Raw genomic sequence first — 24,592 nt, forward strand, 5'->3', positions numbered from 1 at the left:
ATGAGTGATTTAGAGAAAAAAAAGTTTCCTATAGGACCGTTTGAAGTTCCTGAAAACATTTGTGACACTACATTGGATGTTTACATCAAAGTGATCAAAGATTTTCCCGGCCGTCTAAAGAATCTCATTGAACATTTTACAGATGATCAGCTGGATACCCCTTACAGAGAAGGGGGCTGGACTGTAAGACAACTGGTAAACCACCTTTCAGACAGCCACATCAATAGTTTTATCCGCTTTAAGCTGGCTCTTACAGAAGATAATCCGACCATAAAACCATATGATGAAGCGAAATGGGCTGAGCTTCAGGATAGTTTTCATATGCCTGTAAAACCGGCAATGAGAATGCTCAAGGGGACACATCAGAGATGGGTGGTACTCCTTAAAAGTCTTACCAATAAACAGTTTGAAAGAACATTTCATCATCCTGAGCATCATAAAAACTATAATTTAAGAGACTGTCTTGCTCTCTATGTGTGGCATTGTAATCATCATTTTGCTCATATTGAAAATCTGAAGATAGAAAAAGGTTGGTAAGGAAGAATCTTAATAATCCCGTTCACTATCAGGAAATTGTAGACAGAATTTCCAGACTATCTGCAATTTCCCCAAAGAAATGGGGAAAAATGAATGTATGCCAGATGCTGAAGCATTGTGATCTGGTGCTTCAGGTAGCTCTGGAAAAGCTGGAACTTCCCCGGATTAATCTCTTGTTTGGGTCCATAGGAATCTGTACTAAAATAGAAATGTATGTTTTCAATAATGGAATTCCCAGAAACATGCCTACTTTTCAAAAACTAATCGTTAATTTTGAGTGTGATTTTGATGAATCAAAAACCAATCTGCTGAAGACGCTGGAGGAATTCCGGGAAGCTTGTCATAAAAACAGGCTGCCGGAACATCACAGATTATTTGGGAAAATGACTGAAAAAGACTGGACATTTTTAGAATACAAACATCTTGATCACCATCTAAAACAATTTAATGTATGAGTTTTTTTGATAAAATATTTGGTGGAAAAAACGAAGCCCCTGATCAGAAATCATTCTGGAAAAAGATAGAATCTGAGGAAGATCTTGCCAAAGCTATGGAAGAATCTTTTCAGAATAAGATAGCGATATTCAAACATTCTACAAGCTGCTTTATCAGCAGAACTGTATTGAAAAACTTTGAGAAAGAGATTGAAAGCTCAGACCAGCCGATTCATGTATACTATCTGGACCTGTTGGCTCACAGACCTATTTCCAATAAAATAGCAGCGGATCTTGAAATCAGACATGAAAGTCCGCAGCTCATTGTCATAGAAAACGGAAAGCCCGTCAGCAATGCTTCACACCAGGATATTTCCTTAAGCCAGATTGTACCATGAAGAATATAAATAATTATTTAGCCAAAGTTTTAAATGTTCCCCTTCAGAACGTAAATACCTGCAGTCTGCACTATGAAGTAAAGAAAATTCCTAAAAACCAGTTTCTTCTTCAGTATGGCGAAATATGCCGCCATATATTCTTTGTAGAAAAAGGGCTGCTGAAGATGTATTCTATTGATAAAAACGGAAAAGAGCACATCATACAGTTTGCTCCTGAGAGCTGGTTGATTTCTGACCGAAGCAGCCTTTATTTCAATGAAAAATCCATTTATTATATAGAAGCTGTAGAAGATTCGGAGGTTCTGTTTTTACATCCTGACTTTTTCAATAAATTGGTAGAACAATTTCCCAACAGCATTGAAAGAAGTGACTTTTTGCTTCAGAAACATATCAGGAGCCTTCAGAACAGGATCAATTCTTTGCTGGGAGAAACGGCTGAAGAAAGGTACATGAAATTTATCAAGATGTATCCGGATTTACTGCTGAGAGTTCCGCAATGGATGATCGCTTCTTATCTGGGAATTACTCCTGAAAGCTTAAGCCGTGTAAGAAAAGAGCTGGCAAGAAAAAATTTCGTTCCGGATAAATAAAAGGCTGAAAGATGGGCGAGGGAAGCTTGAAGTTCCGGTAAACATAGGAGAACTTGGTAGTTATTATTTACACCTTCTAAGCTATTCTTAAAACTATAATCACTTCCATCTTCCAGCCTCCATCTTCCTTACTTCAAATAAATCTTTTTGGCAAGTTGTCCTACCTGTCTCAGCTTTGCCTGTGTATTGTCCGACCATGGAAGCCCTATACAGAGTCTCATACAGTTCTCAAACTGTTCCTGAAGGGTAAACATTCTTCCGGGAGCTATGCTTATGTTCTGTTTGATGGCCAGATCATATAATTCTGTTGTTTTTATCTTTTTATCAAATTCTATCCATATAGACAATCCTCCCTGTGGGCGGCTGGTTTTAGTGCCTTCCGGAAAAGATTCTGCAATGGTCTGAACATAATTCTGATAATTGATCTGTAATGTTCTGCGAAGCTGCTGAAGATGTTTTTCATATTTTCCGGATTTAAGGAAATTGGCAACCGCTTCATTGACAATGGAAATAGACGAAGTAGAGTGCAGTAGTTTAAGCTTCATGATCTTATCTTTATATTTCCCAGGTGCAATCCAGCCTACCCGATAACCAGGAGCCAGGGTTTTTGAAATAGAGCTGCAATAAAGGACATTTCCGTCTTTATCAAAAGATTTACAGCATTTAGGCCGGCTGGTCCCGAAATAAAGATCTCCATACACATCATCTTCTATCAGTGGAATATTGTTTTCAGAAAGTATTCTGACAATTTCCTTTTTATTTTCATCCGGCATACAACTTCCTAGCGGCGAATTGAAATTAGGAATCAGTAAACAGAGATCTATGTTGGGAATTACTTTTTTTAGGGCTTCAATTTCGATACCGGTGGTTGGGTGTGTAGGAAGTTCCAGGACTTTCAGGCCTAATCCGTTGGCCAGTTGCAGTATTCCAGGATAACAGGGACTTTCAATAGCAATGGTGTCTCCAGGTTTTCCTAAAGCCATCAGACAGAAAGAAAGAGCATTCATTCCTCCATTGGTCGTGATCAGATCCTTTTCGCTCAGATTTCCTCCCCATTGTAAAGAACGTACGGCAATCATTCTTCTTAACTTTAGATTTCCCTGAAGTTCTTCATATTCGGTGCCGCCATCTTTTAGTTCTCTGGTGGCATTGACAATTTCTTTTTTAAGTTTTGCCTGCGGTAAAAGATCTCCAGATGGGATTCCTATAGAAAAAAAGGTAAGGTCCTGTTTTCCCATATTTTCATACACTTTACTGATCAGCTCGTCAGGCTCATCATTATTGGCGATCAGTGACGGACTGCTTATTTCAGGCAAGGGAAGCTTCGCAGAAAATATCCGGCTTACAAAATATCCTGACTGCGGTTTGGATTCTACTAAAGACAGCGACTCAAGTTCCAGAAAAACACGTTTGGCCGTATTCATGCTTACCTGATGTTCCTGGCACAGCATTCTTACCGAAGGAAGCTTATCTCCGGCTTTTAAGACGCCATTTCTGATCTGTCCGGCAATGCCGTCTGCAATTTCTGTATATAAAAATTCTTTATTCATAATTCTGAACTGTGCTCATGCAAATATACAAAACTGATACTGTGTTTATCTGATTTTCCTTTCTAATTTTGAATCATCAATAAAACTTAATTAAATGATGGCAGATACAATTTCAAAAGACCAGGCCGTAAGCGGCTGGATAAACGGTTTTATAGGAGTTTTACTTTTCAGCGGCTCTATGCCGGCGACAAAACTGGCTGTAATGGAGATGGACCCTTTCTTTGTAACGGTAGCCCGTGCAGTGATTGCCGGAATATTGGCCCTTTCTGTGTTATTGATTTATAAAGAAAAACGCCCTGCAAAGGAACAGTTATTTTCTTTGGTTCTTGTAGCTATTGGCTGTGTGATAGGATTTCCATTGCTTTCATCTTTAGCGTTGCAATATCTTACCTCTGCTCATTCTATTGTATTTCTGGGAATGTTGCCGTTGGCTACAGCTATATTCGGAGTGTTGCGTGGAGGGGAAAGGCCTCATCCTGTGTTCTGGTTCTTTTCAGTGGTAGGCAGTATTCTGGTGGTAGGCTATGCTTTTTCTCAGGGAATCTCAGCAGCTCCTATTGGAGATATTCTGATGCTGCTGGCCGTTATTTTATGTGGTCTCGGATATGCTGAAGGAGCTAAGCTTTCAAAAACTCTGGGTGGGTGGCAGGTTATTTCGTGGGCGTTGGTTTTATCTTTACCGGTAATGCTTCCGTTATTTTTTATTTATTTACCTGCCGATATGGAAACAATAAGTTTTAAAGGATGGTTCGGGTTGGGATACATTTCATTATTCAGTATGTTTATTGGTTTTATATTTTGGTATAAAGGGTTAGCACAGGGCGGAATTACTTCAGTAGGGCAGCTTCAGCTGCTTCAGCCTTTCTTTGGACTGGCTTTGGCAGCATACCTTCTGCATGAGCCGGTAAGTATAGGAATGCTGGGAGTGACAATAGGGGTTATTCTTTGTGTAGCCGGGACTAAAAAATTTGCGAAATAATTAAAAATAAAGCATTATGATTTAAGTCATAAGAAAATACACTCATAATAGGCTACTTTTGAACCATCACCACAAAATATACTATTATGAGATTTATTACGTCCATCCTGTTTGCAGGATTCATTGTCTTGAGTTGTAAGAAAGAATCCAAAACAGAAACATCCGTTACACACGACAGTGTCATAGCTGATACAATGACAGCAGATACGGTTTCCAATAGTGCACCTATGGCCCCGTTACCTTCCGATACAGTGCGTGCTGATACCCTTTCTTCGAAAAGGAACAGTGATACTGTCAGAACTCCAAAAAATAAAAAAAATCAATAACACTTTTGCTGTTATTCATTAAATAAGCCCGTTCTCATAACCATGAAGCGGGTTTATTATCTTATATTTTCAGCGGATAAAGAAAATAAAGGGTATAAAAAATGTGGTATCAAAATGATAAATTAATTCGATTTATTATAAAAATAATAGAATAATAATTTGAAATAAGTTTGAATTAATTAATTTTTTTAACCTTTTTTAACGCTTGAAATAATCATAAAGGTTCAATTTTTGCATGTATATAAAAGTCAGTTCCCAATGATATTTTTACTAAGACTAAGAAGAAGAAGAAAACAACACCAAAAACAACTATTATGGTTATCGACGAAAATATTTTGATTTCAGCGGGAGCAGAAACTAGGCACTATACCCCTTCAGAAATGATATTCCGGGAAGGGGATACTCCCAACTATTATTACCAGATTATCCAGGGAGAGATAAAACTTAACAATTACAATGAAGAAGGAAAAGAATTTATTCAAAACATTCTGTCTGACGGAGCAAGCTGTGGAGAATCCATTCTATTTATTGAAAAACCTTATCCTATGAATGCTGAAGCCATCACAGAATGCAGTGTCCTAAGACTTCACAAATCCATCTTTTTCAATCTGCTCAGTCAATCTCCGGAATTGTATCTGGAAGTGAGCAGTTTTCTTTCTGAACGTCTTTATTATAAGTTTATCATGATGCAGAATCTCTCGTCACAGAATCCATCTATCCGGCTTAGAGGGCTTATGGATTATTTGAAGAGCTTTCAGAAAGATGCACGTCCATATTCATTCCTGATTCCTTTAACGAGGCAACAGATGGCAAGTCTTACAGGACTTTGTGTAGAAACCGCAATCAGAACCATCAAACATATGGAAAGAGATAAAATTTTGAGAATCGAAAACCGCAAAATTTTATATTAGATCATTTCAGATTTATCAGTTTGTATTTTTTAATTTAAATCTTTAAAATTATGAAAACAATAAGCTGCATGAACATTGATGATATCTTCTTTTTTTTTCAATACAGAAAAAACAGAATGCCGATCCGGGAGTTTTTTCCAAAGAGGAAGATCACACACTTTATTCTCAAATCAGACTTCCTCCATTTATTTCCCGGTGATAATCGATAAGCATTCGATCTTCATTTAAAAATATCTGCTATCCGCGGAAAAGCCATTATATAAGTGCAAATGGCACAATATCTTTATTAAAAGAAGTTACCATTTAAATTATATTAAAATGACAAAAAAATGTAATAATATACGCCAACATGATTCAGGTCATAAAAAAGTGAATTATTATGATGTACATTTGAAATATAAATTTTCAATCCAATTCTTAAGACCTTTGTAAAAGGAACATAAAAAGCATTTGCTTTTAATATCATTTTAAATTACCGACACCCAACTGTTGCCGTCTAATACTAGTCACGGACTGCAATACACATCACTAAATATTAATAATAAAAAATTCAGTTATGAACACTAGAAATTCAAGAAACCGCAGTTCAAGAGGACAGTCACATTCGCCGGAAAATCTGGAAGAAGTTTACCAGTTAGGCTATGATCATGGTTTTAACGATGCCTCAAGAGATGAAGATTACGATGATGATTTTTCAGAATATGAAGACTATTTTGATGAAAATGAGGATTATGACGATGATTATGATTATGATGAAGATGACTATGATGATTACGATGATGAGGATGATGAAGACTACGATGATGAAGAAGATGAAGAAGATGATGATCAGAGAGGACGCAGCGGCGGAAGAAGAGGAGGTTCCAGAGGAGGAAACGGAAACCAGCAGAGAGACAGCCAGGGAAGATTTACTTCCGGTAGAGGCGGATCTCGTGGAGGAAACTCCGGTGGTGGTTCCCGCGGACGTTCAAATTCTGGTTCCGGCTCCAGATCAGGAGGCAGAGGCAGGTCATCATCAGGAGATGGTACTTCAAGAAGAGGTTTCGCTTCTATGAGCAAAGCTGAGCGTACAAGAATCGCCAGAATGGGAGGCCAGGCTTCTCATGGCGGAGGAAGATCTTCTAACTCAGGTTCCGGCTCGGGAAGAGGAGGCTCATCAAGATCAGGAAATAATGGCAGCAGCTCAGGAAGAGGCGGATCAAATTCAGGTTCGGGCACTTCAAGAAGAGGATTTGCAGCAATGAGCAAAGCAGATCGTACAAGAATAGCCAGAATGGGAGGCCAGGCATCCCACGGAGGCGGAAGATCTTCAGGTCGTTCCGGATTCGGAGGCAGACGTAATTCATAATTCTTTTTCCAGGATTGCCTCTTTAGACCTATATAAAGAGGTAATCCTTTTAATCCTAAAACACCATTCATACCATGCCAAATAAAATATTAGAAACCAATAGCGCAGTTTCTGCTACCAAAAAAGGATCGGCAGATAAACCCGTTGAGAATGAAGAAGAGATGAAAAATTCACCGCTTCATAAATTCTTTGTAAGTGCCCTTAAAGATATTTATTATGCTGAAAATGCTATCCTGGATGCCCTGGAGAAAATGCAGGAAGCAGCCACTACTGAAGAGCTGAAAGATGCCTTTGAAGATCATCATCTTCAGACTCAAAAACATGTTAAACGTCTGGAAAAAGTGTTCCAGCTGATTGAAGAAAAGCCTGAAAAAAAAGAATGCAAAGCGATTAAGGGAATTATTGAAGAAGGCGAAGAAGTGATCAAAGCCACAGAAGATGGCTCTGCAACAAGAGACGTGGCACTTATTATTGCCGCACAGAAGGTAGAACATTACGAAATTGCCACCTATGGTGGGCTGGCACAACTTGCTATAACAATGGGGCACGATAAAGCTGCCGATCTTCTGGAAAGAACCCTCCAGGAAGAAGAAGATACCGATTCACAGCTTACCGATATTGCGGAAACCTCCATCAATTTTGATGCAGAGCAAGAAGATTAAACCCTATAATAGGCCATGTAGCTTGTTCTATATGGCTTATTTTCACCTTGAAATCAAAATATATGGACTGTCAGAAAATTATAAAAACACTCAGACAGAAAGAGTTTATTAAAATACCCCATACCGGAACTTGTTTTGAAGATGGAGCGGCAGTTTATGCTAAAGAAATCAGGGAGAATATTTTTCTTTTATTTATTATCCTTAAAGATATTGATATTGAAAATATACAGGCGTTAATTGCTCATTTTGACAACTTCAGCAGTATCGGATTAAAAGAACCGGAACAGATCATGTTTTACCTTTCGATCAAAGATAAAAATGATCTCCACTATTTTGAGCAGTATTTAAAAGCTTCCACTAACTAATACCATTTTTGAATATGATATTTGAAAACGATACTTTACGGCATTCCGGCTTGTATGATAAAAATAATGCAATAGAGAATGAGTCTTTATTCCCTCTCATGATCAACTCATATGGAGTGACTGCTTTTCTGATCAAGTCTTTGGAAAAGATTAAAAACAATGCAAAATGTGATGTCCTGAAACAGTCAATTGACACCTATATAAATGAATATCTTCTTCATATCCGTGAATTTCACAGTAAAAACACTACTGAAATCAATGGTACGAATGATGAAATAAGGTTTGAATCTCCTTCCTTCACGCTCTATGCCAAAACAGCTTATTATAAAGTCCTCAAAGAAGAAGAATACATCACCAGGGTTCTTGAGATCCTGGAAAAGAAAACATATTAATTCCGTACCCTCTTATTGAACTGCTTTTAAAAATACACCAACCCAAAAGATTATGAATATGAAAACCAACGAACACAACAAAAAAGCAGAACAGCTTGACCTACACAGTACCTCGAATGAAAACGAAAAACTAACCACCAATCAGGGCTTAATGATTAATAACAATCAGGATTCCCTGAAGGCAGGAGAACGTGGTCCTTCACTGTTGGAAGATTTTATTCTGAGAGAAAAAATCACCCATTTCGACCATGAAAGAATTCCTGAAAGAGTAGTTCATGCACGGGGTTCAGGAGCTCATGGTGTTTTTAAACTTACTAAAAGCCTTGCAGAATACACCAAAGCAAAATTTTTAACAGAATTGGGAAAAGAAACTCCAGTTTTTGTAAGATTTTCAACCGTTGCCGGAAGCAAAGGAAGTACAGATCTGGCACGAGATGTACGGGGGTTTGCTATAAAATTTTATACCGAAGAAGGCAATTATGACCTTGTGGCCAACAACATGCCGGTGTTTTTTATTCAGGATGCCATCAAATTTCCGGATCTTATCCATGCCGTAAAACCGGAACCGGATAATGAAATTCCGCAGGCAGCTTCTGCCCACGATACATTTTGGGATTTTATCTCACTGATGCCCGAAAGTATGCATATGATCATGTGGCTGATGAGCGACAGAGCTATCCCGAGAAGCCTCAGAATGATGGAAGGTTTTGGGGTTCATTCTTTCAAATTCATCAATGAAGCAGGCAAAGTACATTTTGTAAAATTCCATTTTAAACCTAAATTAGGGGTACACTCTGTAGCCTGGAATGAAGCACAGATGATTTCTGGGGTAGATCCGGACTTTCATAAGAGAGACCTTTGGGAAGCCATCGAAAACGGAGATTATCCTGAATGGGATTTCGGCGTACAGCTGATTCCTGAAGAAGATGAGCACAAATTTGATTTTGACCTTCTTGATCCGACAAAACTGGTTCCCGAAGAAGAAGTTCCAGTGGAAATCGTCGGAACTTTAACATTGAATAAAAATCCTGATAATTTCTTTGCAGAAACCGAACAGATTGCTTTTCATCCCGGGCATATTATTCCCGGAATTGATTTTACCAATGATCCGTTACTGCAGGGAAGATTATTTTCATATACCGACACTCAGTTATCAAGGCTGGGCTCTCCCAACTTCCATGAAATCCCGATTAACAGATCTATCAACACTGTTCATAATAACCAGCGCGATGGACACATGAGACAACAGATTGTCAAAGGAAAAAGCAGTTATGAACCGAATTCCATCGGTGGGGGATGCCCTTTTCAGGCGATGATGTCTGAAGGTGGATTTGCCTCTCAGCAGGAAAGAGTTTCCGGAGTGAAGATCAGAGAAAGGAGCAAGAGTTTCGTAGATCATTATTCCCAGGCTAAATTATTCTATAACAGCCAGTCAACACCGGAAAAAATGCACCTTCAGAATGCATTGATCTTTGAACTGTCAAAAGTAACCCGTCCGGAAATCAGAGAAAGACTGGTAGGTCAGCTGGCATATATTGATATGTCTCTTGCATGGAGCGTTGCAGAAAAATTAGGTGTAGAAGTCAAAAAGCTGGAATGGCCTAACCAAAGTTTGCCTGCAGACAGTAATATTATAGAACTTCAGAGCGAAGAGAGAGAACCTGACACAAAAGTTTCAGGTGCACTGAGCATGGAACATACCATAAAAAATACGATCAAAAGCCGTAAAATAGGTTTCATTCTGGCAAATGGTGCCGATGGTGGAGCGGTCAATGATCTTAAAGCAAAGCTTGAAGCAGAAGGTGCCAGAGTTGAACTGATTGCACCCAGTGTTGCTCCTGTAAGACTAAATGACAGTTCTGAGCTCATACCAAAGCATTCTCTTACGAGTATAGAAAGTGTTTGTTTTGATGCTCTTGCCATCTGTCCGGGAGAAGATGCTGTAAAGGAGCTTATGACTTCAGAAAACAAACATCAGGTACTGCATTTCATCAACGAAGCCTATAAACATTGTAAAGCCATTTATTTCGGAAAAGATACAGAAGTCCTGTATCAGAATTCCAACGTAGCAACAAAACAGCATGAGGACCCCGGAATCATTACATGGGAAGACGGGAATCCTGCAGATAAATTCATCCAGGCAATTGCTCAGCACAGAGTCTGGGATCTTGAAACGGAGAGAAACGCGTCATCATAAAACACCCTTCACACCAACACCAATCACTTTAAATATTTAAATTATGAAAGCAGCCGTTTTTCACTCACCAGGTAACATTACCTGTGACACCGTAGAAGATCCCAGAATTCTGGATGAAAATGATATTATCCTGAGAGTAACCTCCACTGCTATTTGTGGCAGTGACCTGCACATGTATTCAGGAGGAATTCCCCAGGCAAGACCCATGGTAATGGGACATGAATTTATGGGTATTGTAGAAGAAAAGGGAAAAAACATTACCCATCTCAAGGTAGGGGACAGGGTAGTAGTTCCTTTCCCTATTGCCTGCGGAAGCTGCTTTTTCTGTCAGCATGATCTTCCTACTGCCTGTGAGCATAGCAACCCCGATTATTATGGACCGGAAGGAGGTATTTTTAAAGATAAAGGCGGAGCTTTATTCGGGTATACAGATCTGTATGGAGGATATGATGGCGGACAGGCACAATATGTAAGAGTTCCCTACGCTCATTTTGGTCCCAGAAAGGTTCCTGACAATTTAACAGATGAACAGGTTTTATTTCTCACAGATATTTTCCCCACCGGTTATACAGGCGTGATGTGGGGAGAACTTAAAGGAGGTGAAACTGTTGTCATTTTCGGAGCAGGACCCGTAGGCACAATGGCTGCCAAAAGTGCTGTCTTGTATAATGCAAAGAAAATCATTGTTGTTGATACTCTTCAATACAGGCTCGACCGTATAAAAACGCTTACAGGATGCGAAACCATTTTGTGGGAAGATGCGGAAAGTACGATAGAACAGATCAGGGATATGACGGACGGACGTGGAGCGGATCTTTGTATTGAAGCCGTAGGCTTTGAACCCGAAAGGAGCTTTATAGACCGGGCAAAAGCTGTCTTGAATTTTGAAAAAGGCTCAATCAAGGTGCTGGAAGCATGCATGAGCGCTGTCCGCAGGGGTGGTATTGTTTCTGTTCTGGGAGTTTATCCTGTCAATTATGACAATTTCAGACTTGGACAGATCTTTGACAAAGGGATTACCATTAAAGCAGGGCAATGTAATGTTCATCCCATCATAGATCAACTCATGGATTATGTTGTGACCGGAAAAATCACGCTCGATGATGTTATTACCCACCGTCTTTCTCTTAATGAAGTAAGCAGAGGATATGAAATTTTTGATAAAAAAGAAGATGGATGTGTCAAGGTCGTTCTTGACCCGTGGAAATAAACTGGATTTTGATATTCACTATAAACCAATCACTTAAAAATTAACAGTATGGATTTTCAACAAAATCTTTTAGAATATATAAGCCAGTCACTGATGACCACAGATGAAACTATTTCTGTTGCAGAAAGTGTCACTTCAGGATGTTTACAGCTGGCTTTTTCTCAGATGCCGAATGCCTCTATGTTCTATAAAGGAGGTTTGACCGCCTATTCGCTGCCGGAAAAAGTAAGACTGTTAAAGGTCAACAGGCAGGAAGCCGAAGAATGCGACTGTGTTTCAGAGAATATTGCAGAGACCATGGCATTGAATGTCGCAAAACTTTACGAATCAGACTGGTCTATCGCCACAACTGGCTACTGCACGCCGATCCGCAATTCCGGATATAAAATTTTTGCGTATTTCTCATTCTCCTACAAAGGGGAGATTGTCCTGACTAAAAAACTGGAACTTCATCCCAAAACGCAAGCATTGAATGCCCAGCTTTATTATACAGAATTCATTTTGGGCTGTTTTAAAAGTGAGCTTAACAGACTTTTAATCTTAAAATAAAATCTATGGATCGCAAAAACCAATTTGCACTCATTACAGGTGCTACCAGCGGTATAGGTTACGAGCTGGCCAAACAGTTTGCCAAAAACGGCTATGACCTTGTTATTGTGGCCAGAGATCATGAAGAGCTGAAAAAAAAGGCTGATGAATTTAAAAATTTTGGAGTAAATGTGATCAGCATCTCCAAAAATCTTTTTTTAGAGGAAGAAGCCTATTCGCTTTATTCAGAGTTGAAAATGAATGGGATAAGTCCCGAAATTCTTGTTAATGATGCCGGACAGGGCGTCTATGGAAAATTTCAGGATACCGATATTCACAGGGAAGTAGACATTATACAGTTAAATATCATTTCTGTCATCATATTGACCAAACTGTTTTTGAAGGACCGGCTGCCCAAAGGATCAGGAAAAATTTTAAATCTGGCTTCTGTAGCCAGTAAAGCACCTGGTCCGTGGCATTCGGTATATCATGGTACCAAAGCATTTGTGCTATCATGGTCTGAAGCTATTCGTGAAGAATTAAAAGACTCAGGAATTACAGTGACGGCACTTTTACCGGGACCTACAGACACAGATTTCTTCAATAAAGCGGATATGAACACAAGTAAAATACTTGAAGACAGAGATAATCTCGCTTCTCCTGAAGAAGTGGCTATTGACGGTTACAATGCTCTGATGAACGGAGATGATAAAATAGTATCGGGTTTAAAAAATAAACTTTCTGTAGCTATGGCCAATATGGCAAGCGACAGTATGGCTGCCCACAGAATGGCGGAAATGCAAAAACCCACAACGGAAGAATAAAAAATAGTGGTATGATCGGAAAATTAGAAAACAAATCTGTTTTAATTACCGGTGCCGACAGTGGAATCGGTAAGGCGGTAGCGCTCCTTTTTGCCCTGGAAGGTGCCGATATTGCCATTATTTATCACTCCAGCGACAATGACGCCGGAAAAACAAAAGCAGAAATCGAAAAACTAAATAGAAAATGCATCATTTTCAAAGGAGATATCAATGACTATGAATTCTGTGAAGAAACAGTAAAAGAAGTGATCTCGGTATTCGGAAAAATTGATATTCTCATCAATAATGCCGGAATTCAGTTTCCTGCAGACAGGATCGAAGATCTTGAGGAAAAGAATATCAGACAGACTTTTGATTCCAATATTGTGGGAATGATCCTACTGACGAAGGTCGTATTTCCTTATCTGAAAGAGGGAAGCTCTGTTATCAATACAACATCAGTTTCTGCATATCAGGGACATCCGGAGCTTCTTGATTATTCTGCTACAAAAGGTGCCATTGTTTCTTTTACCCGCTCACTGGCATTACAGGCAAAACCTAAAGGGATCCGGATCAATGCTGTTGCGCCCGGCCCTGTCGCAACACCGCTTACGGAAGAAACATTTGATGAAAAAGAAGAAAATCCCAACAAACCTCCGTTCGAGAGAAATGCAACTCCGGAAGAAATTGCCTCAAGCTTTCTGTTTCTGGCCAGTAAAGATGCCTCACAGATTACCGGACAGGTGCTTCATCCCAATGGAGGGTTAATTGTAAACGGTTAAATAGTAAAATCCTAAATCTTATAATATGAAAACAACAGCACTTGTTTTAAGCGTAATCAGCTTATTTGCCCTTACTTCCTGCCGATGTAATATTGACGAAGATGAGAACAGAAAAAGAGACCAGAAGAACAATCCTGCCAATACGGCTAAACCAGGAATCCCTGAAAGCGATACCCTGAACATCAGGTAAGTTTAACTCCAAAAAATATAATTATGTACAGAGACGGTGCAAGAAAAAGTATATGGCAGGAAGAAGTCAGAAAATTTTCTGCAGAAACTGATCTCAGCCAGATATTTGATGTTGCCATAGTCGGCGGCGGAATTACAGGTGTGTCAACAGCACTGAAGCTGCAGGAATCCGGAAAGAAATGCATCATTCTGGAGGCTGCCAATATCGGATTCGGAACAACAGGAGGAACAACAGCTCATTTAAATAATTTCTTCGATACCACCTTCAACGAGACCATCAGGGATTTTGGACTTGAAAAAGCCAGACTTTATGCAGAATCCGGAGATGATGCCATTGAAATGATTGAAGACCGGATTCATCGGTACAATATCAGCTGCGATTTTACCAGAAAATCAGCCTATCTTTTTGCGTTGGATGAAAAGCAGCAGGAACAATTGAAAAATATTGTGGAAGGGGCTGATAAAGTAGGTCATGAAATGAGCTATGTGAATGAAACTCCTTTTCCAATACCGTTCAAAGAGGCAGTAGTTATTCCCGGACAGGGACATTTTCATCCGATAAAATATATCAGAGGGCTCTGTGAGGCTTTCATAAAGCTGGGTGGCTCTGTTCAGGAAAACTGTCTTTGTGAAGGTCATGATGAGCAGAAAGAATATGTTGTTTTAAAAACTTCAAAAGCAGAAATAAAAGCTGAAAATGTGGTCTATGCTACCCATATACCACCGGGAGTCAATGTCCTTCATTTTACCAATGCTCCTTACAGAAGTTATGCGATGGCATTTACTCTGAAAAACGACCGCTATCCGTGGGCACTGGGTTATGACCTCTGCGAGCCTTATCATTATTACCGTATTCAGAATATTGAAGGTGAAAACCTTTTGATTGCAGGTGGGGAAGACCATAAAACAGGACATGCTGAAGATACCGGAGAATGCTTTTCAAAGCTCGAAAATTATGTCAGAGAATACTTTGATGTGGAAACGGTGTATTATAGCTGGTCCAGTCAATATTATGAGCCGGTGGACGGCCTTCCGTATATTGGAAAGCTTCCCGGCAGTAAGGAAAGAATTTTTGTTGCCACAGGGTTCAGAGGAAACGGGATGATATTCGGAACACTTTCATCACAGATTCTGCATGATCTGATTGTTACAGGAGAAAGTAAATATGGCAACCTGTTCAATCCTTCAAGAATCAAACCTATTGCAGGATTCTCAGATTTTGTGAAAGAAAATGCAACAGTAGCCTTTGACTTCGTGAAAGATAAAATTTTTAAAGATAAAGTAGAATCCTTTTCAGAAATTGGTGAGGGAGAAGCTAAAGTCATCCGGTACGAATCAGAATCTTATGCCCTGTATAAAGAGATTGACGGCACATTACATCTCCTGAGAAGTACCTGTCCGCACGCAGGTTGTGAAGTACGGTGGAACAGTGCAGAGCTGAGCTGGGACTGCCCGTGCCATGGCTCCAGATTCAATGTGAATGGAAAAATTCTTACCGGGCCCACAACCAGGAATCTGCAGAAAGTATTCCCTTATCAGAAACATGATCCATAAAACGCTACATCTAAAACTTTGGACCTTGAATTTTAAACTTTAAATTATATGGCACGCACCAGTTTCTTATATCGCAACAGCTTAAGTATTGTTCTGATTACGCTAATGGTCATTTTTCTTGCAGGACAGTTTTTTATGGGCTGGAAAACAGAAAACAAAGAACTCGTTGAAAACGGACAGCCTGCTTTAAAGATCGGCGAATATATTCATAGCGGCCATTTTATACAGGCTACTTTTGAAAACTGGGAAAGTGAATTTCTTCAGATGATGCTTTATGTTTTATTAACGATTTCTCTGAGGCAGAAAGGCTCCAGTGAGTCGAAATCTATGACAGAAGAGGAAGATGTTGACAGGGAGCCTGTACCACATCTCAAAGCGCCATGGCCTGTCAAAAAAGGAGGGATATGGCTGAAACTCTATAAACATTCTTTATCTCTTGCTTTTGCCATTCTCTTTCTGGCCAGTTTTATCTTACATTTCTATGGAAGCCTTAAGGATTTTAATGATGAACAGCTGATGAAAAGCAAACCGGCCGTAACAGCAATACAGTATATTTCAGAATCAAGATTCTGGTTTGAGTCTTTTCAGAACTGGCAGAGTGAATTTCTCGCCGTAGCTTCACTGGTTATTTTATCCATATGGCTTCGCGAAAAAGGTTCTCCCGAATCAAAACCGGTTGATATGCCTCATGATGAGACTCCCTGACTTTTTTGCCTGCATGATGGAAAAGGATGATGAGGTAAATTTTCGATAGAATCTACAAATCTGGCTTTCCGTTTTTGACCTCAGTTCACATTTCATTTTGTCGTTTTGTATCTATATTTTGGCAAATTCAATAAAAACGCTATAAGTAATTTTGTAGTGTCAATATAATACCTTCATTATTAATGAGGTTGTTTAAACTTTTTTAAGCACAAAAGTTTTTAAATACTTAAGTTTTTTCAGAACCAAAGCTTATGTTTAAACAACTTAAATATAAATACAAACTATCTTATTCAGCATGAAAAAATTATGTCTTTTTTTTATTTTAATTTTATTATCTAATACGACCAACATCATGGCACAGAATAAAGCAAAAATATTGGTTCTTATCCATTCAGATAATGGCGGAACTTACGAACTGGCAAGGGAAGTAGCCAAAGGAATTGAAAGTGGAAATAATGCAGTTCCTTATATTAAATTAGTCAAAGCATCACAAAATCCCAGTTTGAAAAATCTGCCTGTTGCAACTGTTGATGAACTGACGGATTATGACGGGATAGCATTTGGCTCACCGGTCTATTTCGGGAATATCAGTACCGGGATGAGCGAGTTTTTGTCCAAAACGGTTCAGCTATGGACCAACCATTCCTTGGAAGGCGTCCCCGCTACAGTTTTTATGTCTGCAGGAAGCGGAGCAGGAAAGGAGCTTGCTCTTCAGGCGTTCTGGAATAGTCTTGCCGTACATGGTATGGTACTGGTATCTAACGGAATCCGTGGGACAGAGGAACTTAATAAAGCTATTCCACAAGGAAATACCGTTTTAGGAGTGACCAGTATGACTTCTTTAAAAGATGTTGAAAGACCTACAAAAGGAGAACGTAATATTGCTCAATTACAAGGAGAAAATTTTGCAAAAATAGCATTAGCATTAAAGAATACACGGCCTAAAAAAACTGTACAAGAAGTCAGTCACCATCAGAATTTCAGTGAAATATTGAAGCAGAAAAATATCACACTTCCACAGGTTCCCAAACCGGCAGGAAATTACCAGCCTTTTGTACGTTCCGGAAATCTGGTATTCATTAATCAGGTTGCTTTGAAAGACGGTAAAATCTTCAATCCCGGGAAGCTAGGTGTTGAAGTAAATGAACAGCAGGTAAAAGAAGCTACCAGAGTTACCATGCTTAACATCATTTCAGTATTGAATGAAGCTGTAGGAGGGGATTTGAGCAGAGTAAAACAATGTGTTCAGCTAACAGGAATTTTCAACACAAAAGACGATTATACAAAGCATGCAGACCTTATGAATGTGGCTTCTGACCTGACCGTAGAAATCTTCGGAGACAAAGGAAAACATGCCAGAGCCACTCTGGGAGCATCATCAATTCCTGTGGGTTCTTCTGTAGAGATTCAGGCTGTTTTTGAAGTGGAGTAATTTTAATAAGCTCAGGCTTCAAAGCACTGTTATTCAAATGCTTAATTTGATTTTAAGTTAAAGATAAACTGCGGAGAAGCTCACTAAAGTTAAAAAAACCTTGATTTTTATTGCCCAAACATCTGTGTAAATCTGTGAAATCTGCGGTTAAAAAAAGTTCGAAAAAACTTCAGCAATCAAAGGAATACTTTGTTCCAGCTGCTCTTCAGAAAGCGCTCCATAACTCAATCTGAAGCCGTTGATCTGATTTTGGCTGTACTGTTTGGGGTGAATAATTTTAATGTTTTTTTCCAATAAAAGAGCGGTTACCAGATCCCAATCCAATTGAATTTTAGGAACGATCCAAAAGGCAAGACCACCTTCAGGCAGTGTAAAATCTGCAATAGCTGCCATATATTTTTTCAACAGTTCAAAAACGAAATCTCTTTTGTTTTTATAGTGAGCTGTTGCTTTTCTGATATGCTTTTTAATGGCACCTTCTCTGATCAGCTGAAGGACAGCCTGTTCCATAATGACATCTCCATGAACATCAATAATCTTCCTCAGATGACCAATTCTTTTCAGTAAATCCTGATTTTTAGTAGCCAGATAACCGATTCTCAGAGCAGGTGCTACTACCTTACTCAAAGTTCCGATATACACATAATGCTGAAGCTCCGGAAAACTTGAAATAGGCAGTATAGGGCGGTATCCGAAATGAAATTCGTTATCATAATCATCTTCAATGATGGTTATATTGTACTGATTTGACAGCTCAATCAGTCTTAATCTTCTTGACAGGCTCAAGGTAACTGTTGTAGGATACTGTCTGTGTGGAGTAATATAAATAGCTTTTATATTCTGATATTTGGTAAGAAGCATTTCGACGGCTTCAATACTGATTCCTTCCTGATCTACAGGTACAGGTAAAAGTTGAGCTCCTGCATATTCAAATGCCCGCCACGCCGGCTGATATCCCGGATCTTCCACAATAACGCTGCCGCCGGAATTTAAAAGGGTCTGAGCCGTCAGAAACATTCCCATCTGGCTACCCCGTGTAATAGAAATTTCATGTTCATGAATATGCATTCCACGCTGATGATTAAGCATCTGGGAAATGGTTTTACGGAATTCCACATCACCGTGCTCATTACCATAGCCCATCATCTGCCACTTGGCTTTAATACTGAAAATTTGTCTGTACGCTCTTGCCAGCTCTGTTACCGGTGCAATCTTACTGTCAGGATGCCCGTCATCATAATTGATTAACATCCCGTTGGAAATCATCTGCTGATTCAAAGAATCCTGTATTCTATCTGTTTTTTTCTCATGTAAAGCAGGAAGATTTTCTGATACAAAAATTCCTTTCCGTTCTTTGGAAATCACCCATTCTTCATTAATAAGAACCTGATAGGCTTCCACAACGGTATTCCTGTTGATCTTTAAAGCTTGGGCAAGGTTCCGGCTTCCGGGAAGTGCATCTCCGGGCTTTAATCTTCCTGAGCGGATATCAGTGATAACGGTATCTGCAATCTGTAAATAAACAGCTTTATCAAGCTTTTTATCAATTTCTAATTCTAATTTCCAAGGTCGCAACATCTGGACTATCTATTTATGTAAAAACTGAATCATTTAAACAGTCCAAATATAAAATAATTTTGTCATGCAATAAAGCACAAAACCATAATAATTTTAAAATCATGGACAAGAAACAATTCAGCTCTAAAGATTTCCACGAAACTTTTGCAAGACCAAAGTATGTAAAACCAAGCCATTTGATTCATAAAAATGTAGAAAACGCAGGAGAACACAATCAGTTTTCAACAGAAAGAAAGCATCCCGTTTTCTTTGTAGATCTACCGAGTAAGAATGTGAGCATGACGATTGGAGGCTTAACTCCCGGACAGCAAACCAACAGACACCGTCATACTTATGAAACCGTATTATTTGTAATCGAAGGAAAAGGCTGGACAGAAGTAGAAGATGAAAGAGTACACTGGGAAGCTGGTGATGCGGTATACATTCCTTCCTGGGCCTGGCACAAACACCAGAATCTGAGCGATACCGAACCTGCCAAATACATCGCCTGTGAAAATGCTCCTCAGCTGCAGAACTTAGGAGTTGCTTTGAGAGAGGAAGAAGGAAGGGACCTTTAATCGTAATATTTTAAACCATTAAGGGAAACTGTTCTTCTGTTGTATTTGATATTGGATATGATTTTTTAAGCGAAGCTAGTCTTATTATTCTTAAAAGCTTATTCTCTCTCAATGGTTTAAAAATAATCTTAAAATTTTAAACAAAGAACATGAAAAATGTACCATTCAAAGGGATTATAGCCTATCCCATAACGCCTTTTGATAAAAACGAAAAAGTAGATATTCCGCTTTTCAAACATTTGGTAGAAAGGCTCATCACCTCCGGAAGCCATGGTATCGCTCCATTGGGGAGTACAGGAGTCATGCCTTATCTGTCGGACGAAGAAAAAGAAGAAGTGACGGAAGCTACTTTACAACAGGTAAAAGGCAGAATTCCGACATTGGTAGGGGTTTCTAATCTTACAACAGAAAAAACCATTCACCATGCTCAGTTCGCAGAAAAAGCTGGAGCAGATGCGGTAATGATTATCCCGATGAGCTACTGGAAGCTGACGGATGATGAAATTGTAGCGCATTATGATGCCGTAGCCCGTAAGATTTCCATTCCAATTATGGCGTACAATAATCCGGCAACAAGTGGAGTAGACATGTCTCCGGCTCTCTTGAAAAGACTTCTTGAAATTCCTAATGTAACGATGATCAAAGAAAGTACGGGAGACATACAGAGAATGCATTATCTAAGGAGAGAACTTGGTGAAGAGGTTGCATTCTATAATGGTTCCAATCCTTTGGCTCTGGCTGCATTTTCTGCGGGAGCGAGAGGCTGGTGCACCGCAGCTCCAAATCTTATCCCAGAATTGAATATCAGCCTTTATAATGCAGTTGAGGAAGGAAATCCTGAAAGAGCAAAAGAGATTTTTTACCAACAGTTTGATCTTTTAAAATTTATTGTAAATAAAGGATTGCCAAGGGCTGTAAAAGCAGGTCTTAATATTCTGGGTGAAAATGGCGGGAATTTGAGAAGTCCACTGAAGCCTCTACATGACAAAGAAACCGAAGAATTAAAAAACATTATTAAAACCCTTATTAATTAATACAGACATATGAAAAAATCCATTTTTTATCATGCAGGATGCCCTGTATGTATCAGCGCAGAACATGATATCATTAATCTTATAGGTTCAGAAAACGTTGAAATTATCCATTTGGGTAATGACAGAAACAGCATAGAAAACGCTGAAAAGGCTGGTGTAAAATCTGTGCCTGCCTTAGTAACACCAAACGGCAATGTGCTTCATATTAATTTTGGAGCATCTATGGAAGATGTGAAAAATTAACCGCATTAATCTTGTATAAACGGCTCAATTTCCTGAGCCGTTTTTTATTGTTGTAAATGCTAAGGCACAAGCATTCTATCTTTGATAAAATTAAATTCTGCCTATTAAATTATTGCATTTCCTTCTACACCGTCAGAATTATCTGTCTTATTTCCGGTTATTGCAGCAGCAACAAAGCTAAAGAGACTCACCAGTTTTCCTGCTTTCGTGTCCCAATAATAGGTTTCTCCAGGCTCCACACGGATAATCGTAACATTGGGATCATCTTTCCCGTCAAACCATGCTTTAGCGAGAGGAGACCATTTGTCTTCTATAGTAGCTTTGTCTTTATAAACTGAAGCTTCACCATACACCGAAAGGTATTGGGAATCACTGTTGTTCATAAAAAACAGCTGTACTCTCCGGTCTTCTTTTATTTCAAAATTCTTGTTGCTGGTACCACTGCTGATAAACCACAGATTTCCGCTGTCGTCCGTCTCCTGCAGTGTCATTGGTCTTGAATTGACAGGAACCGCTTCCAACTCTGTACAGAACATACAGATTCTGGCTTTTTCTGACAGTTCTTTAATCTTTTTGATCGCTTCAAGGTGGGTGAGATTTTGTGTTGACATAATATAATATTTTAAGTGATTGGCATTGGTTGAAGAATCCACATTCAGCGAATAATGAATTGTATGTATAAAATCATTCAAATACCTGACCAAAAGGAACTAAAATGTGGTACCTTGTATTGATTTCCTTCAATCAATAAGTTTTATGTACATTTGATGAATGCAGATTTCACCTCCCAAACACTTAGCACCTTATATCAGACATTATATTTTTCTGGAAAATTCCAGAGAGGATATAAGAAGTTTAAGGCTCTTTACGGATGGAAGTTCCGGACTTATTCTATCAGGAGATATGAATCTGTATTCCGGAGCTTCTGAGGATAGGATGCCCCTTTCCTTTTTCTATGGAACTTTGAACGGATATAAAGATTTTGCATCAAAAGGCCGGTTTTCTTTGATTGCAGTTGTATTCCAGCCTTACTTTTTAAACATCCTTTTGAAAAGTTCAGCAATGGAAATTAGAAATCAGGTTATTTCTGCAGAAAATGTAATGAAAGATAAGCTGGAAGTATTTCAGGAAAAACTTTTTAATAAAACGAACCCTTTATGGATAATCCATGATCTGAATTTATTTTTTACTCATTTTTTATCTGAAGGGATAAGTAATGACCATCATCTTATAGCATCTATACAACAATATCTTCTTCAAAATAAAGGAACGGTGTCTTCCCGAAATATGCAGCATTTCACCGGGTATTCTGAACGTCATTTAGAACGGAAATTTGAATATTATATAGGAATGTCTCCCAAAAAATATGGTAATATTATCCGTCTTCATTACTTTTTAAGCCTTATCAATAATGAAATTGAGGATAAAAATATGGCCTTTCTTTCTTATGAAGCGGGATACTCTGATCAGTCCCATCTTATCAGAGAATTTAAAAACAATATCGGGCTGACTCCTAAACAATATTTAAATACACAGAACAAAATGGCTGTTAATTTCATTGAGATGTAAAACCGGAATGTCGGTTTTATACAATTTTTGATAAGCACGACCATCTATTTTTGCTTAAAAAAATCAATGAATATTAAAATTTCAACCGCACAGTTTGAAAACAAAAGCGGAGATAAAGCGTATAATCTCTCTGTCATCGAAAAACTGGCTCAGCAGGCTGCTGCTAAGGGATCTGACGTTATTGCGTTTCATGAATGTTCCATTACAGGTTATACTTTTGCCCGAAAACTCACCAGAGAACAGCTTTTGGATATTGCAGAACAGATTCCGGAAGGCGACAGTATTCACAGGCTGCAGGAGATTGCCACTCAATATCATATCATCATCCTGGCTGGTTTGTTTGAGAAAGATGATCAGGATAATCTTTTCAAAGCTTATGTATGTGTCGATAAAACAGGACTGAAAGCAAAATACAGGAAACTGCATCCTTTTATCAATCCGAACCTTTTACCTGGTAATGAATATTGTGTATTTGATATTATGGGCTGGAAATGCGGGATTCTGATCTGTTATGATAACAATATCATTGAAAACGTGAGGGCTACAAGGCTTCTTGGTGCAGAAATTATTTTCATACCCCATGTTACCATGTGTACGCCTTCAACAAGACCGGGAGCCGGTTTTGTAGATCCTCAGCTTTGGGAAAACAGGGTAGGAGATCCTACGTCTTTACGCCTGGAATTTAATGGTATGAAAGGCAGAGACTGGCTGATGAAATGGCTTCCCTCAAGAGCTTATGATAACGGAGCCTATATTGTTTTTTCAAACCCTATCGGGATGGATGATGATCAGCTGAAAAACGGATGTTCCATGATTATAGATCCATTCGGGGATGTGATTGCAGAATGTCATTCCTGGGAAGACAGTTTTGAATCGGCTGTCATTACTCCTGAAAAGCTTACTCAGGCAGGAGGGTATCGGTACATCAAAGCCAGGAGACCTGAGTTATACAGGGATATCATCGGACAAGCACATTCGTCAGAACAAAAAGTTGTCTGGCTCAATGATAAAGCATTTTAGAAAATTGATCTCTCCTGTAAATGGTTTCAGGAGAGATTTATTTTTATGGATTAATGGTTTTCTGCAGGTCACTCCAGGCACCACCATTATAGACATGTCTGAAGCCTCTTTCTTTCAGTATATTTTCAGCTTTTACACTTCGGAGTCCGTGCGAGCATACCGTGATGTACGTTTTCTCCGGATCTAATTCCACATAGCGCTCTCTGATTGTTCCTAGTGAAATATTCACAGAACCTTCTATATGCCCAGTTTCGTATTCTTTCTCAGTTCTTACATCAAGAATAACAGCCCCTTTTTTGAGCATTTCCGGTAAACCATTATCTAAGGTCTGGAACCGGTAAACCCTATAGACAACATACAGAACAAGAGCTATTCCACAAAAGAGAAGGATAGTTTTCATAGTTTGCTTAGTATTTTTTTATCAATATAAAAGGTTCCAAACGGGATAAAGCAGGCTAAAATCACCTTCCATGTTATTTCTTTAAATTTCCAGTTCTGTTCAACGCCAACACTCAAAGTATTGAAGAGGAAAAGCAGGAATAGCGTTCCATGAGCAGGACCAATAAGCCTGACAAACAACGGATTTCCCATCCAGTATTTTACAGGAACAGCAATAAATACCAAACTCAACAATGAAATTCCTTCCAAAATAGCCAGAATCCTCAGCCGGCCAATTTTTGTTTTAAATAAATCTATCAT

The 24,592-nt window shown here is 38.9% G+C and carries 30 protein-coding genes; 25 read left to right on the forward strand and 5 right to left on the reverse strand.

What is annotated here, in order from left to right; genetic code table 11:
• Genes AC3FI7_RS03735 through AC3FI7_RS03750 form a run of 4 tightly spaced genes read left to right on the forward strand, consistent with a single transcriptional unit; the run spans nucleotide 1 to nucleotide 1,959 of the window.
• Nucleotides 1-537, forward strand: coding sequence for a YfiT family bacillithiol transferase (locus AC3FI7_RS03735; protein ID WP_142725784.1), 537 nt, complete (start codon nucleotides 1-3; stop codon nucleotides 535-537).
• Nucleotides 531-992, forward strand: a complete 462-nt coding sequence (locus AC3FI7_RS03740; protein WP_491461437.1) for a DUF1569 domain-containing protein — start codon at nucleotides 531-533, stop codon at nucleotides 990-992. The genes AC3FI7_RS03735 and AC3FI7_RS03740 overlap by 7 nt, the downstream gene beginning before the upstream one ends.
• Nucleotides 989-1,369: a bacillithiol system redox-active protein YtxJ gene (ytxJ, locus tag AC3FI7_RS03745; protein ID WP_142725783.1), complete on the forward strand. Its 381-nt coding sequence runs from the start codon at nucleotides 989-991 to the stop codon at nucleotides 1,367-1,369. Before AC3FI7_RS03740 ends, ytxJ begins: the two co-directional genes overlap by 4 nt.
• The gene (locus AC3FI7_RS03750; protein ID WP_002979614.1) at nucleotides 1,366-1,959 is read left to right on the forward strand and encodes a Crp/Fnr family transcriptional regulator; all 594 of its coding nucleotides are present in this window, start codon (nucleotides 1,366-1,368) and stop codon (nucleotides 1,957-1,959) included. Before ytxJ ends, AC3FI7_RS03750 begins: the two co-directional genes overlap by 4 nt.
• Before the next feature lie 128 nt (nucleotides 1,960-2,087).
• Here the strand turns inward: AC3FI7_RS03750 and AC3FI7_RS03755 are convergent, their stop codons facing one another.
• On the reverse strand, nucleotides 2,088-3,509 hold the full coding sequence (locus AC3FI7_RS03755) for an aminotransferase-like domain-containing protein (RefSeq protein ID WP_491461438.1): 1,422 nt from the start codon (nucleotides 3,507-3,509) through the stop codon (nucleotides 2,088-2,090).
• A gap of 94 nt (nucleotides 3,510-3,603) precedes the next feature.
• Between AC3FI7_RS03755 and AC3FI7_RS03760 the strand changes: the two genes are divergently transcribed.
• From AC3FI7_RS03760 to AC3FI7_RS03835, 16 genes are all read left to right on the forward strand, one after another.
• Nucleotides 3,604-4,488: a DMT family transporter gene (locus tag AC3FI7_RS03760; RefSeq protein WP_142725781.1), complete on the forward strand. Its 885-nt coding sequence runs from the start codon at nucleotides 3,604-3,606 to the stop codon at nucleotides 4,486-4,488.
• An 86-nt stretch (nucleotides 4,489-4,574) separates the two neighbouring features.
• Nucleotides 4,575-4,814: a hypothetical protein gene (locus AC3FI7_RS03765; protein WP_491461439.1), complete on the forward strand. Its 240-nt coding sequence runs from the start codon at nucleotides 4,575-4,577 to the stop codon at nucleotides 4,812-4,814.
• 314 nt (nucleotides 4,815-5,128) lie between these two features.
• Nucleotides 5,129-5,725: a Crp/Fnr family transcriptional regulator gene (locus AC3FI7_RS03770; RefSeq protein WP_491461440.1), complete on the forward strand. Its 597-nt coding sequence runs from the start codon at nucleotides 5,129-5,131 to the stop codon at nucleotides 5,723-5,725.
• Nucleotides 5,726-6,281: 556 nt separating this feature from the next.
• Nucleotides 6,282-7,073: a KGG domain-containing protein gene (locus AC3FI7_RS03775; protein ID WP_491461441.1), complete on the forward strand. Its 792-nt coding sequence runs from the start codon at nucleotides 6,282-6,284 to the stop codon at nucleotides 7,071-7,073.
• Nucleotides 7,074-7,147: 74 nt separating this feature from the next.
• The gene (locus tag AC3FI7_RS03780; RefSeq protein WP_291897549.1) at nucleotides 7,148-7,735 is read left to right on the forward strand and encodes a ferritin-like domain-containing protein; all 588 of its coding nucleotides are present in this window, start codon (nucleotides 7,148-7,150) and stop codon (nucleotides 7,733-7,735) included.
• 62 nt (nucleotides 7,736-7,797) lie between these two features.
• Complete coding sequence (locus tag AC3FI7_RS03785; RefSeq protein ID WP_142725776.1) at nucleotides 7,798-8,100, forward strand: hypothetical protein; 303 nt, start codon at nucleotides 7,798-7,800, stop codon at nucleotides 8,098-8,100.
• A gap of 14 nt (nucleotides 8,101-8,114) precedes the next feature.
• Entirely contained in the window at nucleotides 8,115-8,492 is a 378-nt protein-coding gene (locus AC3FI7_RS03790; protein WP_343658404.1) for a hypothetical protein, read from the forward strand.
• 52 nt (nucleotides 8,493-8,544) lie between these two features.
• Nucleotides 8,545-10,689, forward strand: coding sequence for a catalase (locus tag AC3FI7_RS03795; protein ID WP_491461442.1), 2,145 nt, complete (start codon nucleotides 8,545-8,547; stop codon nucleotides 10,687-10,689).
• Between the two features lie 43 nt (nucleotides 10,690-10,732).
• Entirely contained in the window at nucleotides 10,733-11,899 is a 1,167-nt protein-coding gene (locus AC3FI7_RS03800) for a zinc-dependent alcohol dehydrogenase (protein WP_343658406.1), read from the forward strand.
• A gap of 48 nt (nucleotides 11,900-11,947) precedes the next feature.
• Nucleotides 11,948-12,448, forward strand: a complete 501-nt coding sequence (locus AC3FI7_RS03805) for a CinA family protein (RefSeq protein ID WP_142725772.1) — start codon at nucleotides 11,948-11,950, stop codon at nucleotides 12,446-12,448.
• Nucleotides 12,449-12,453: 5 nt separating this feature from the next.
• Entirely contained in the window at nucleotides 12,454-13,251 is a 798-nt protein-coding gene (locus tag AC3FI7_RS03810; RefSeq protein WP_491461443.1) for an SDR family NAD(P)-dependent oxidoreductase, read from the forward strand.
• An 11-nt stretch (nucleotides 13,252-13,262) separates the two neighbouring features.
• On the forward strand, nucleotides 13,263-14,012 hold the full coding sequence (locus AC3FI7_RS03815; protein ID WP_142725770.1) for an SDR family oxidoreductase: 750 nt from the start codon (nucleotides 13,263-13,265) through the stop codon (nucleotides 14,010-14,012).
• A gap of 25 nt (nucleotides 14,013-14,037) precedes the next feature.
• On the forward strand, nucleotides 14,038-14,202 hold the full coding sequence (locus AC3FI7_RS03820) for a hypothetical protein (protein ID WP_343658409.1): 165 nt from the start codon (nucleotides 14,038-14,040) through the stop codon (nucleotides 14,200-14,202).
• 23 nt (nucleotides 14,203-14,225) lie between these two features.
• Entirely contained in the window at nucleotides 14,226-15,755 is a 1,530-nt protein-coding gene (locus AC3FI7_RS03825) for an FAD-dependent oxidoreductase (protein ID WP_491461444.1), read from the forward strand.
• Nucleotides 15,756-15,803: 48 nt separating this feature from the next.
• Nucleotides 15,804-16,460, forward strand: coding sequence for a DUF6766 family protein (locus AC3FI7_RS03830; RefSeq protein ID WP_142725768.1), 657 nt, complete (start codon nucleotides 15,804-15,806; stop codon nucleotides 16,458-16,460).
• Nucleotides 16,461-16,755: 295 nt separating this feature from the next.
• A complete protein-coding gene (locus AC3FI7_RS03835) occupies nucleotides 16,756-17,892 on the forward strand; it encodes an Atu1372/SO_1960 family protein (RefSeq protein ID WP_491461445.1) in 1,137 nt (378 codons plus the stop codon).
• Nucleotides 17,893-18,039: 147 nt separating this feature from the next.
• On the opposite strand, the gene pdxR is transcribed toward AC3FI7_RS03835, so the two are convergent.
• Complete coding sequence (pdxR, locus tag AC3FI7_RS03840; RefSeq protein WP_491461446.1) at nucleotides 18,040-19,470, reverse strand: MocR-like pyridoxine biosynthesis transcription factor PdxR; 1,431 nt, start codon at nucleotides 19,468-19,470, stop codon at nucleotides 18,040-18,042.
• A 101-nt stretch (nucleotides 19,471-19,571) separates the two neighbouring features.
• On the opposite strand from pdxR, the gene AC3FI7_RS03845 reads away from it, so the two are divergent.
• From AC3FI7_RS03845 to AC3FI7_RS03855, 3 genes are all read left to right on the forward strand, one after another.
• The gene (locus AC3FI7_RS03845) at nucleotides 19,572-20,027 is read left to right on the forward strand and encodes a cupin domain-containing protein (protein WP_034698222.1); all 456 of its coding nucleotides are present in this window, start codon (nucleotides 19,572-19,574) and stop codon (nucleotides 20,025-20,027) included.
• 149 nt (nucleotides 20,028-20,176) lie between these two features.
• Nucleotides 20,177-21,061 (forward strand): dihydrodipicolinate synthase family protein, encoded by an 885-nt coding sequence (locus AC3FI7_RS03850; protein ID WP_491461447.1) that lies wholly within the window; start codon nucleotides 20,177-20,179, stop codon nucleotides 21,059-21,061.
• A gap of 9 nt (nucleotides 21,062-21,070) precedes the next feature.
• Nucleotides 21,071-21,304 (forward strand): thioredoxin domain-containing protein, encoded by a 234-nt coding sequence (locus AC3FI7_RS03855; protein ID WP_142725763.1) that lies wholly within the window; start codon nucleotides 21,071-21,073, stop codon nucleotides 21,302-21,304.
• A 104-nt stretch (nucleotides 21,305-21,408) separates the two neighbouring features.
• Here AC3FI7_RS03855 and AC3FI7_RS03860 read toward each other — a convergent pair whose 3' ends face one another.
• On the reverse strand, nucleotides 21,409-21,915 hold the full coding sequence (locus AC3FI7_RS03860; RefSeq protein ID WP_343658417.1) for a pyridoxamine 5'-phosphate oxidase family protein: 507 nt from the start codon (nucleotides 21,913-21,915) through the stop codon (nucleotides 21,409-21,411).
• A 160-nt stretch (nucleotides 21,916-22,075) separates the two neighbouring features.
• On the opposite strand from AC3FI7_RS03860, the gene AC3FI7_RS03865 reads away from it, so the two are divergent.
• Nucleotides 22,076-22,873, forward strand: a complete 798-nt coding sequence (locus tag AC3FI7_RS03865; protein ID WP_491461448.1) for an AraC family transcriptional regulator — start codon at nucleotides 22,076-22,078, stop codon at nucleotides 22,871-22,873.
• A 66-nt stretch (nucleotides 22,874-22,939) separates the two neighbouring features.
• Nucleotides 22,940-23,893: a nitrilase family protein gene (locus tag AC3FI7_RS03870; RefSeq protein WP_491461449.1), complete on the forward strand. Its 954-nt coding sequence runs from the start codon at nucleotides 22,940-22,942 to the stop codon at nucleotides 23,891-23,893.
• A 43-nt stretch (nucleotides 23,894-23,936) separates the two neighbouring features.
• Here AC3FI7_RS03870 and AC3FI7_RS03875 read toward each other — a convergent pair whose 3' ends face one another.
• Together AC3FI7_RS03875 and AC3FI7_RS03880 are read right to left on the reverse strand one after the other, a co-directional pair.
• Nucleotides 23,937-24,293, reverse strand: coding sequence for a rhodanese-like domain-containing protein (locus AC3FI7_RS03875; RefSeq protein ID WP_343658420.1), 357 nt, complete (start codon nucleotides 24,291-24,293; stop codon nucleotides 23,937-23,939).
• Nucleotides 24,290-24,592, reverse strand: coding sequence for a DUF3817 domain-containing protein (locus tag AC3FI7_RS03880; RefSeq protein ID WP_343658421.1), 303 nt, complete (start codon nucleotides 24,590-24,592; stop codon nucleotides 24,290-24,292). The genes AC3FI7_RS03875 and AC3FI7_RS03880 overlap by 4 nt, the downstream gene beginning before the upstream one ends.

It is taken from the genome of Chryseobacterium sp. TQ-BC-N36 (assembly GCF_058382295.1).

Excerpts from the sequence above, each read along its gene's own strand:
- AC3FI7_RS03735 (WP_142725784.1), top strand. The coding sequence starts at position 1 with ATGAGTGATTTAGAGAAAAAAAAGTTTCCTATAGGACCGTTTGAAGTT.
- ytxJ (WP_142725783.1), top strand. The coding sequence starts at position 989 with ATGAGTTTTTTTGATAAAATATTTGGTGGAAAAAACGAAGCCCCTGAT.
- AC3FI7_RS03750 (WP_002979614.1), top strand. The coding sequence starts at position 1,366 with ATGAAGAATATAAATAATTATTTAGCCAAAGTTTTAAATGTTCCCCTT.
- AC3FI7_RS03755 (WP_491461438.1), bottom strand. The coding sequence starts at position 3,509 with ATGAATAAAGAATTTTTATATACAGAAATTGCAGACGGCATTGCCGGA.
- AC3FI7_RS03760 (WP_142725781.1), top strand. The coding sequence starts at position 3,604 with ATGATGGCAGATACAATTTCAAAAGACCAGGCCGTAAGCGGCTGGATA.
- AC3FI7_RS03765 (WP_491461439.1), top strand. The coding sequence starts at position 4,575 with ATGAGATTTATTACGTCCATCCTGTTTGCAGGATTCATTGTCTTGAGT.
- AC3FI7_RS03770 (WP_491461440.1), top strand. The coding sequence starts at position 5,129 with ATGGTTATCGACGAAAATATTTTGATTTCAGCGGGAGCAGAAACTAGG.
- AC3FI7_RS03775 (WP_491461441.1), top strand. The coding sequence starts at position 6,282 with ATGAACACTAGAAATTCAAGAAACCGCAGTTCAAGAGGACAGTCACAT.
- AC3FI7_RS03780 (WP_291897549.1), top strand. The coding sequence starts at position 7,148 with ATGCCAAATAAAATATTAGAAACCAATAGCGCAGTTTCTGCTACCAAA.
- AC3FI7_RS03785 (WP_142725776.1), top strand. The coding sequence starts at position 7,798 with ATGGACTGTCAGAAAATTATAAAAACACTCAGACAGAAAGAGTTTATT.
- AC3FI7_RS03790 (WP_343658404.1), top strand. The coding sequence starts at position 8,115 with ATGATATTTGAAAACGATACTTTACGGCATTCCGGCTTGTATGATAAA.
- AC3FI7_RS03795 (WP_491461442.1), top strand. The coding sequence starts at position 8,545 with ATGAATATGAAAACCAACGAACACAACAAAAAAGCAGAACAGCTTGAC.
- AC3FI7_RS03800 (WP_343658406.1), top strand. The coding sequence starts at position 10,733 with ATGAAAGCAGCCGTTTTTCACTCACCAGGTAACATTACCTGTGACACC.
- AC3FI7_RS03805 (WP_142725772.1), top strand. The coding sequence starts at position 11,948 with ATGGATTTTCAACAAAATCTTTTAGAATATATAAGCCAGTCACTGATG.
- AC3FI7_RS03810 (WP_491461443.1), top strand. The coding sequence starts at position 12,454 with ATGGATCGCAAAAACCAATTTGCACTCATTACAGGTGCTACCAGCGGT.
- AC3FI7_RS03815 (WP_142725770.1), top strand. The coding sequence starts at position 13,263 with ATGATCGGAAAATTAGAAAACAAATCTGTTTTAATTACCGGTGCCGAC.
- AC3FI7_RS03820 (WP_343658409.1), top strand. The coding sequence starts at position 14,038 with ATGAAAACAACAGCACTTGTTTTAAGCGTAATCAGCTTATTTGCCCTT.
- AC3FI7_RS03825 (WP_491461444.1), top strand. The coding sequence starts at position 14,226 with ATGTACAGAGACGGTGCAAGAAAAAGTATATGGCAGGAAGAAGTCAGA.
- AC3FI7_RS03830 (WP_142725768.1), top strand. The coding sequence starts at position 15,804 with ATGGCACGCACCAGTTTCTTATATCGCAACAGCTTAAGTATTGTTCTG.
- AC3FI7_RS03835 (WP_491461445.1), top strand. The coding sequence starts at position 16,756 with ATGAAAAAATTATGTCTTTTTTTTATTTTAATTTTATTATCTAATACG.
- pdxR (WP_491461446.1), bottom strand. The coding sequence starts at position 19,470 with ATGTTGCGACCTTGGAAATTAGAATTAGAAATTGATAAAAAGCTTGAT.
- AC3FI7_RS03845 (WP_034698222.1), top strand. The coding sequence starts at position 19,572 with ATGGACAAGAAACAATTCAGCTCTAAAGATTTCCACGAAACTTTTGCA.
- AC3FI7_RS03850 (WP_491461447.1), top strand. The coding sequence starts at position 20,177 with ATGAAAAATGTACCATTCAAAGGGATTATAGCCTATCCCATAACGCCT.
- AC3FI7_RS03855 (WP_142725763.1), top strand. The coding sequence starts at position 21,071 with ATGAAAAAATCCATTTTTTATCATGCAGGATGCCCTGTATGTATCAGC.
- AC3FI7_RS03860 (WP_343658417.1), bottom strand. The coding sequence starts at position 21,915 with ATGTCAACACAAAATCTCACCCACCTTGAAGCGATCAAAAAGATTAAA.
- AC3FI7_RS03865 (WP_491461448.1), top strand. The coding sequence starts at position 22,076 with ATGCAGATTTCACCTCCCAAACACTTAGCACCTTATATCAGACATTAT.
- AC3FI7_RS03870 (WP_491461449.1), top strand. The coding sequence starts at position 22,940 with ATGAATATTAAAATTTCAACCGCACAGTTTGAAAACAAAAGCGGAGAT.
- AC3FI7_RS03875 (WP_343658420.1), bottom strand. The coding sequence starts at position 24,293 with ATGAAAACTATCCTTCTCTTTTGTGGAATAGCTCTTGTTCTGTATGTT.
- AC3FI7_RS03880 (WP_343658421.1), bottom strand. The coding sequence starts at position 24,592 with ATGATAGATTTATTTAAAACAAAAATTGGCCGGCTGAGGATTCTGGCT.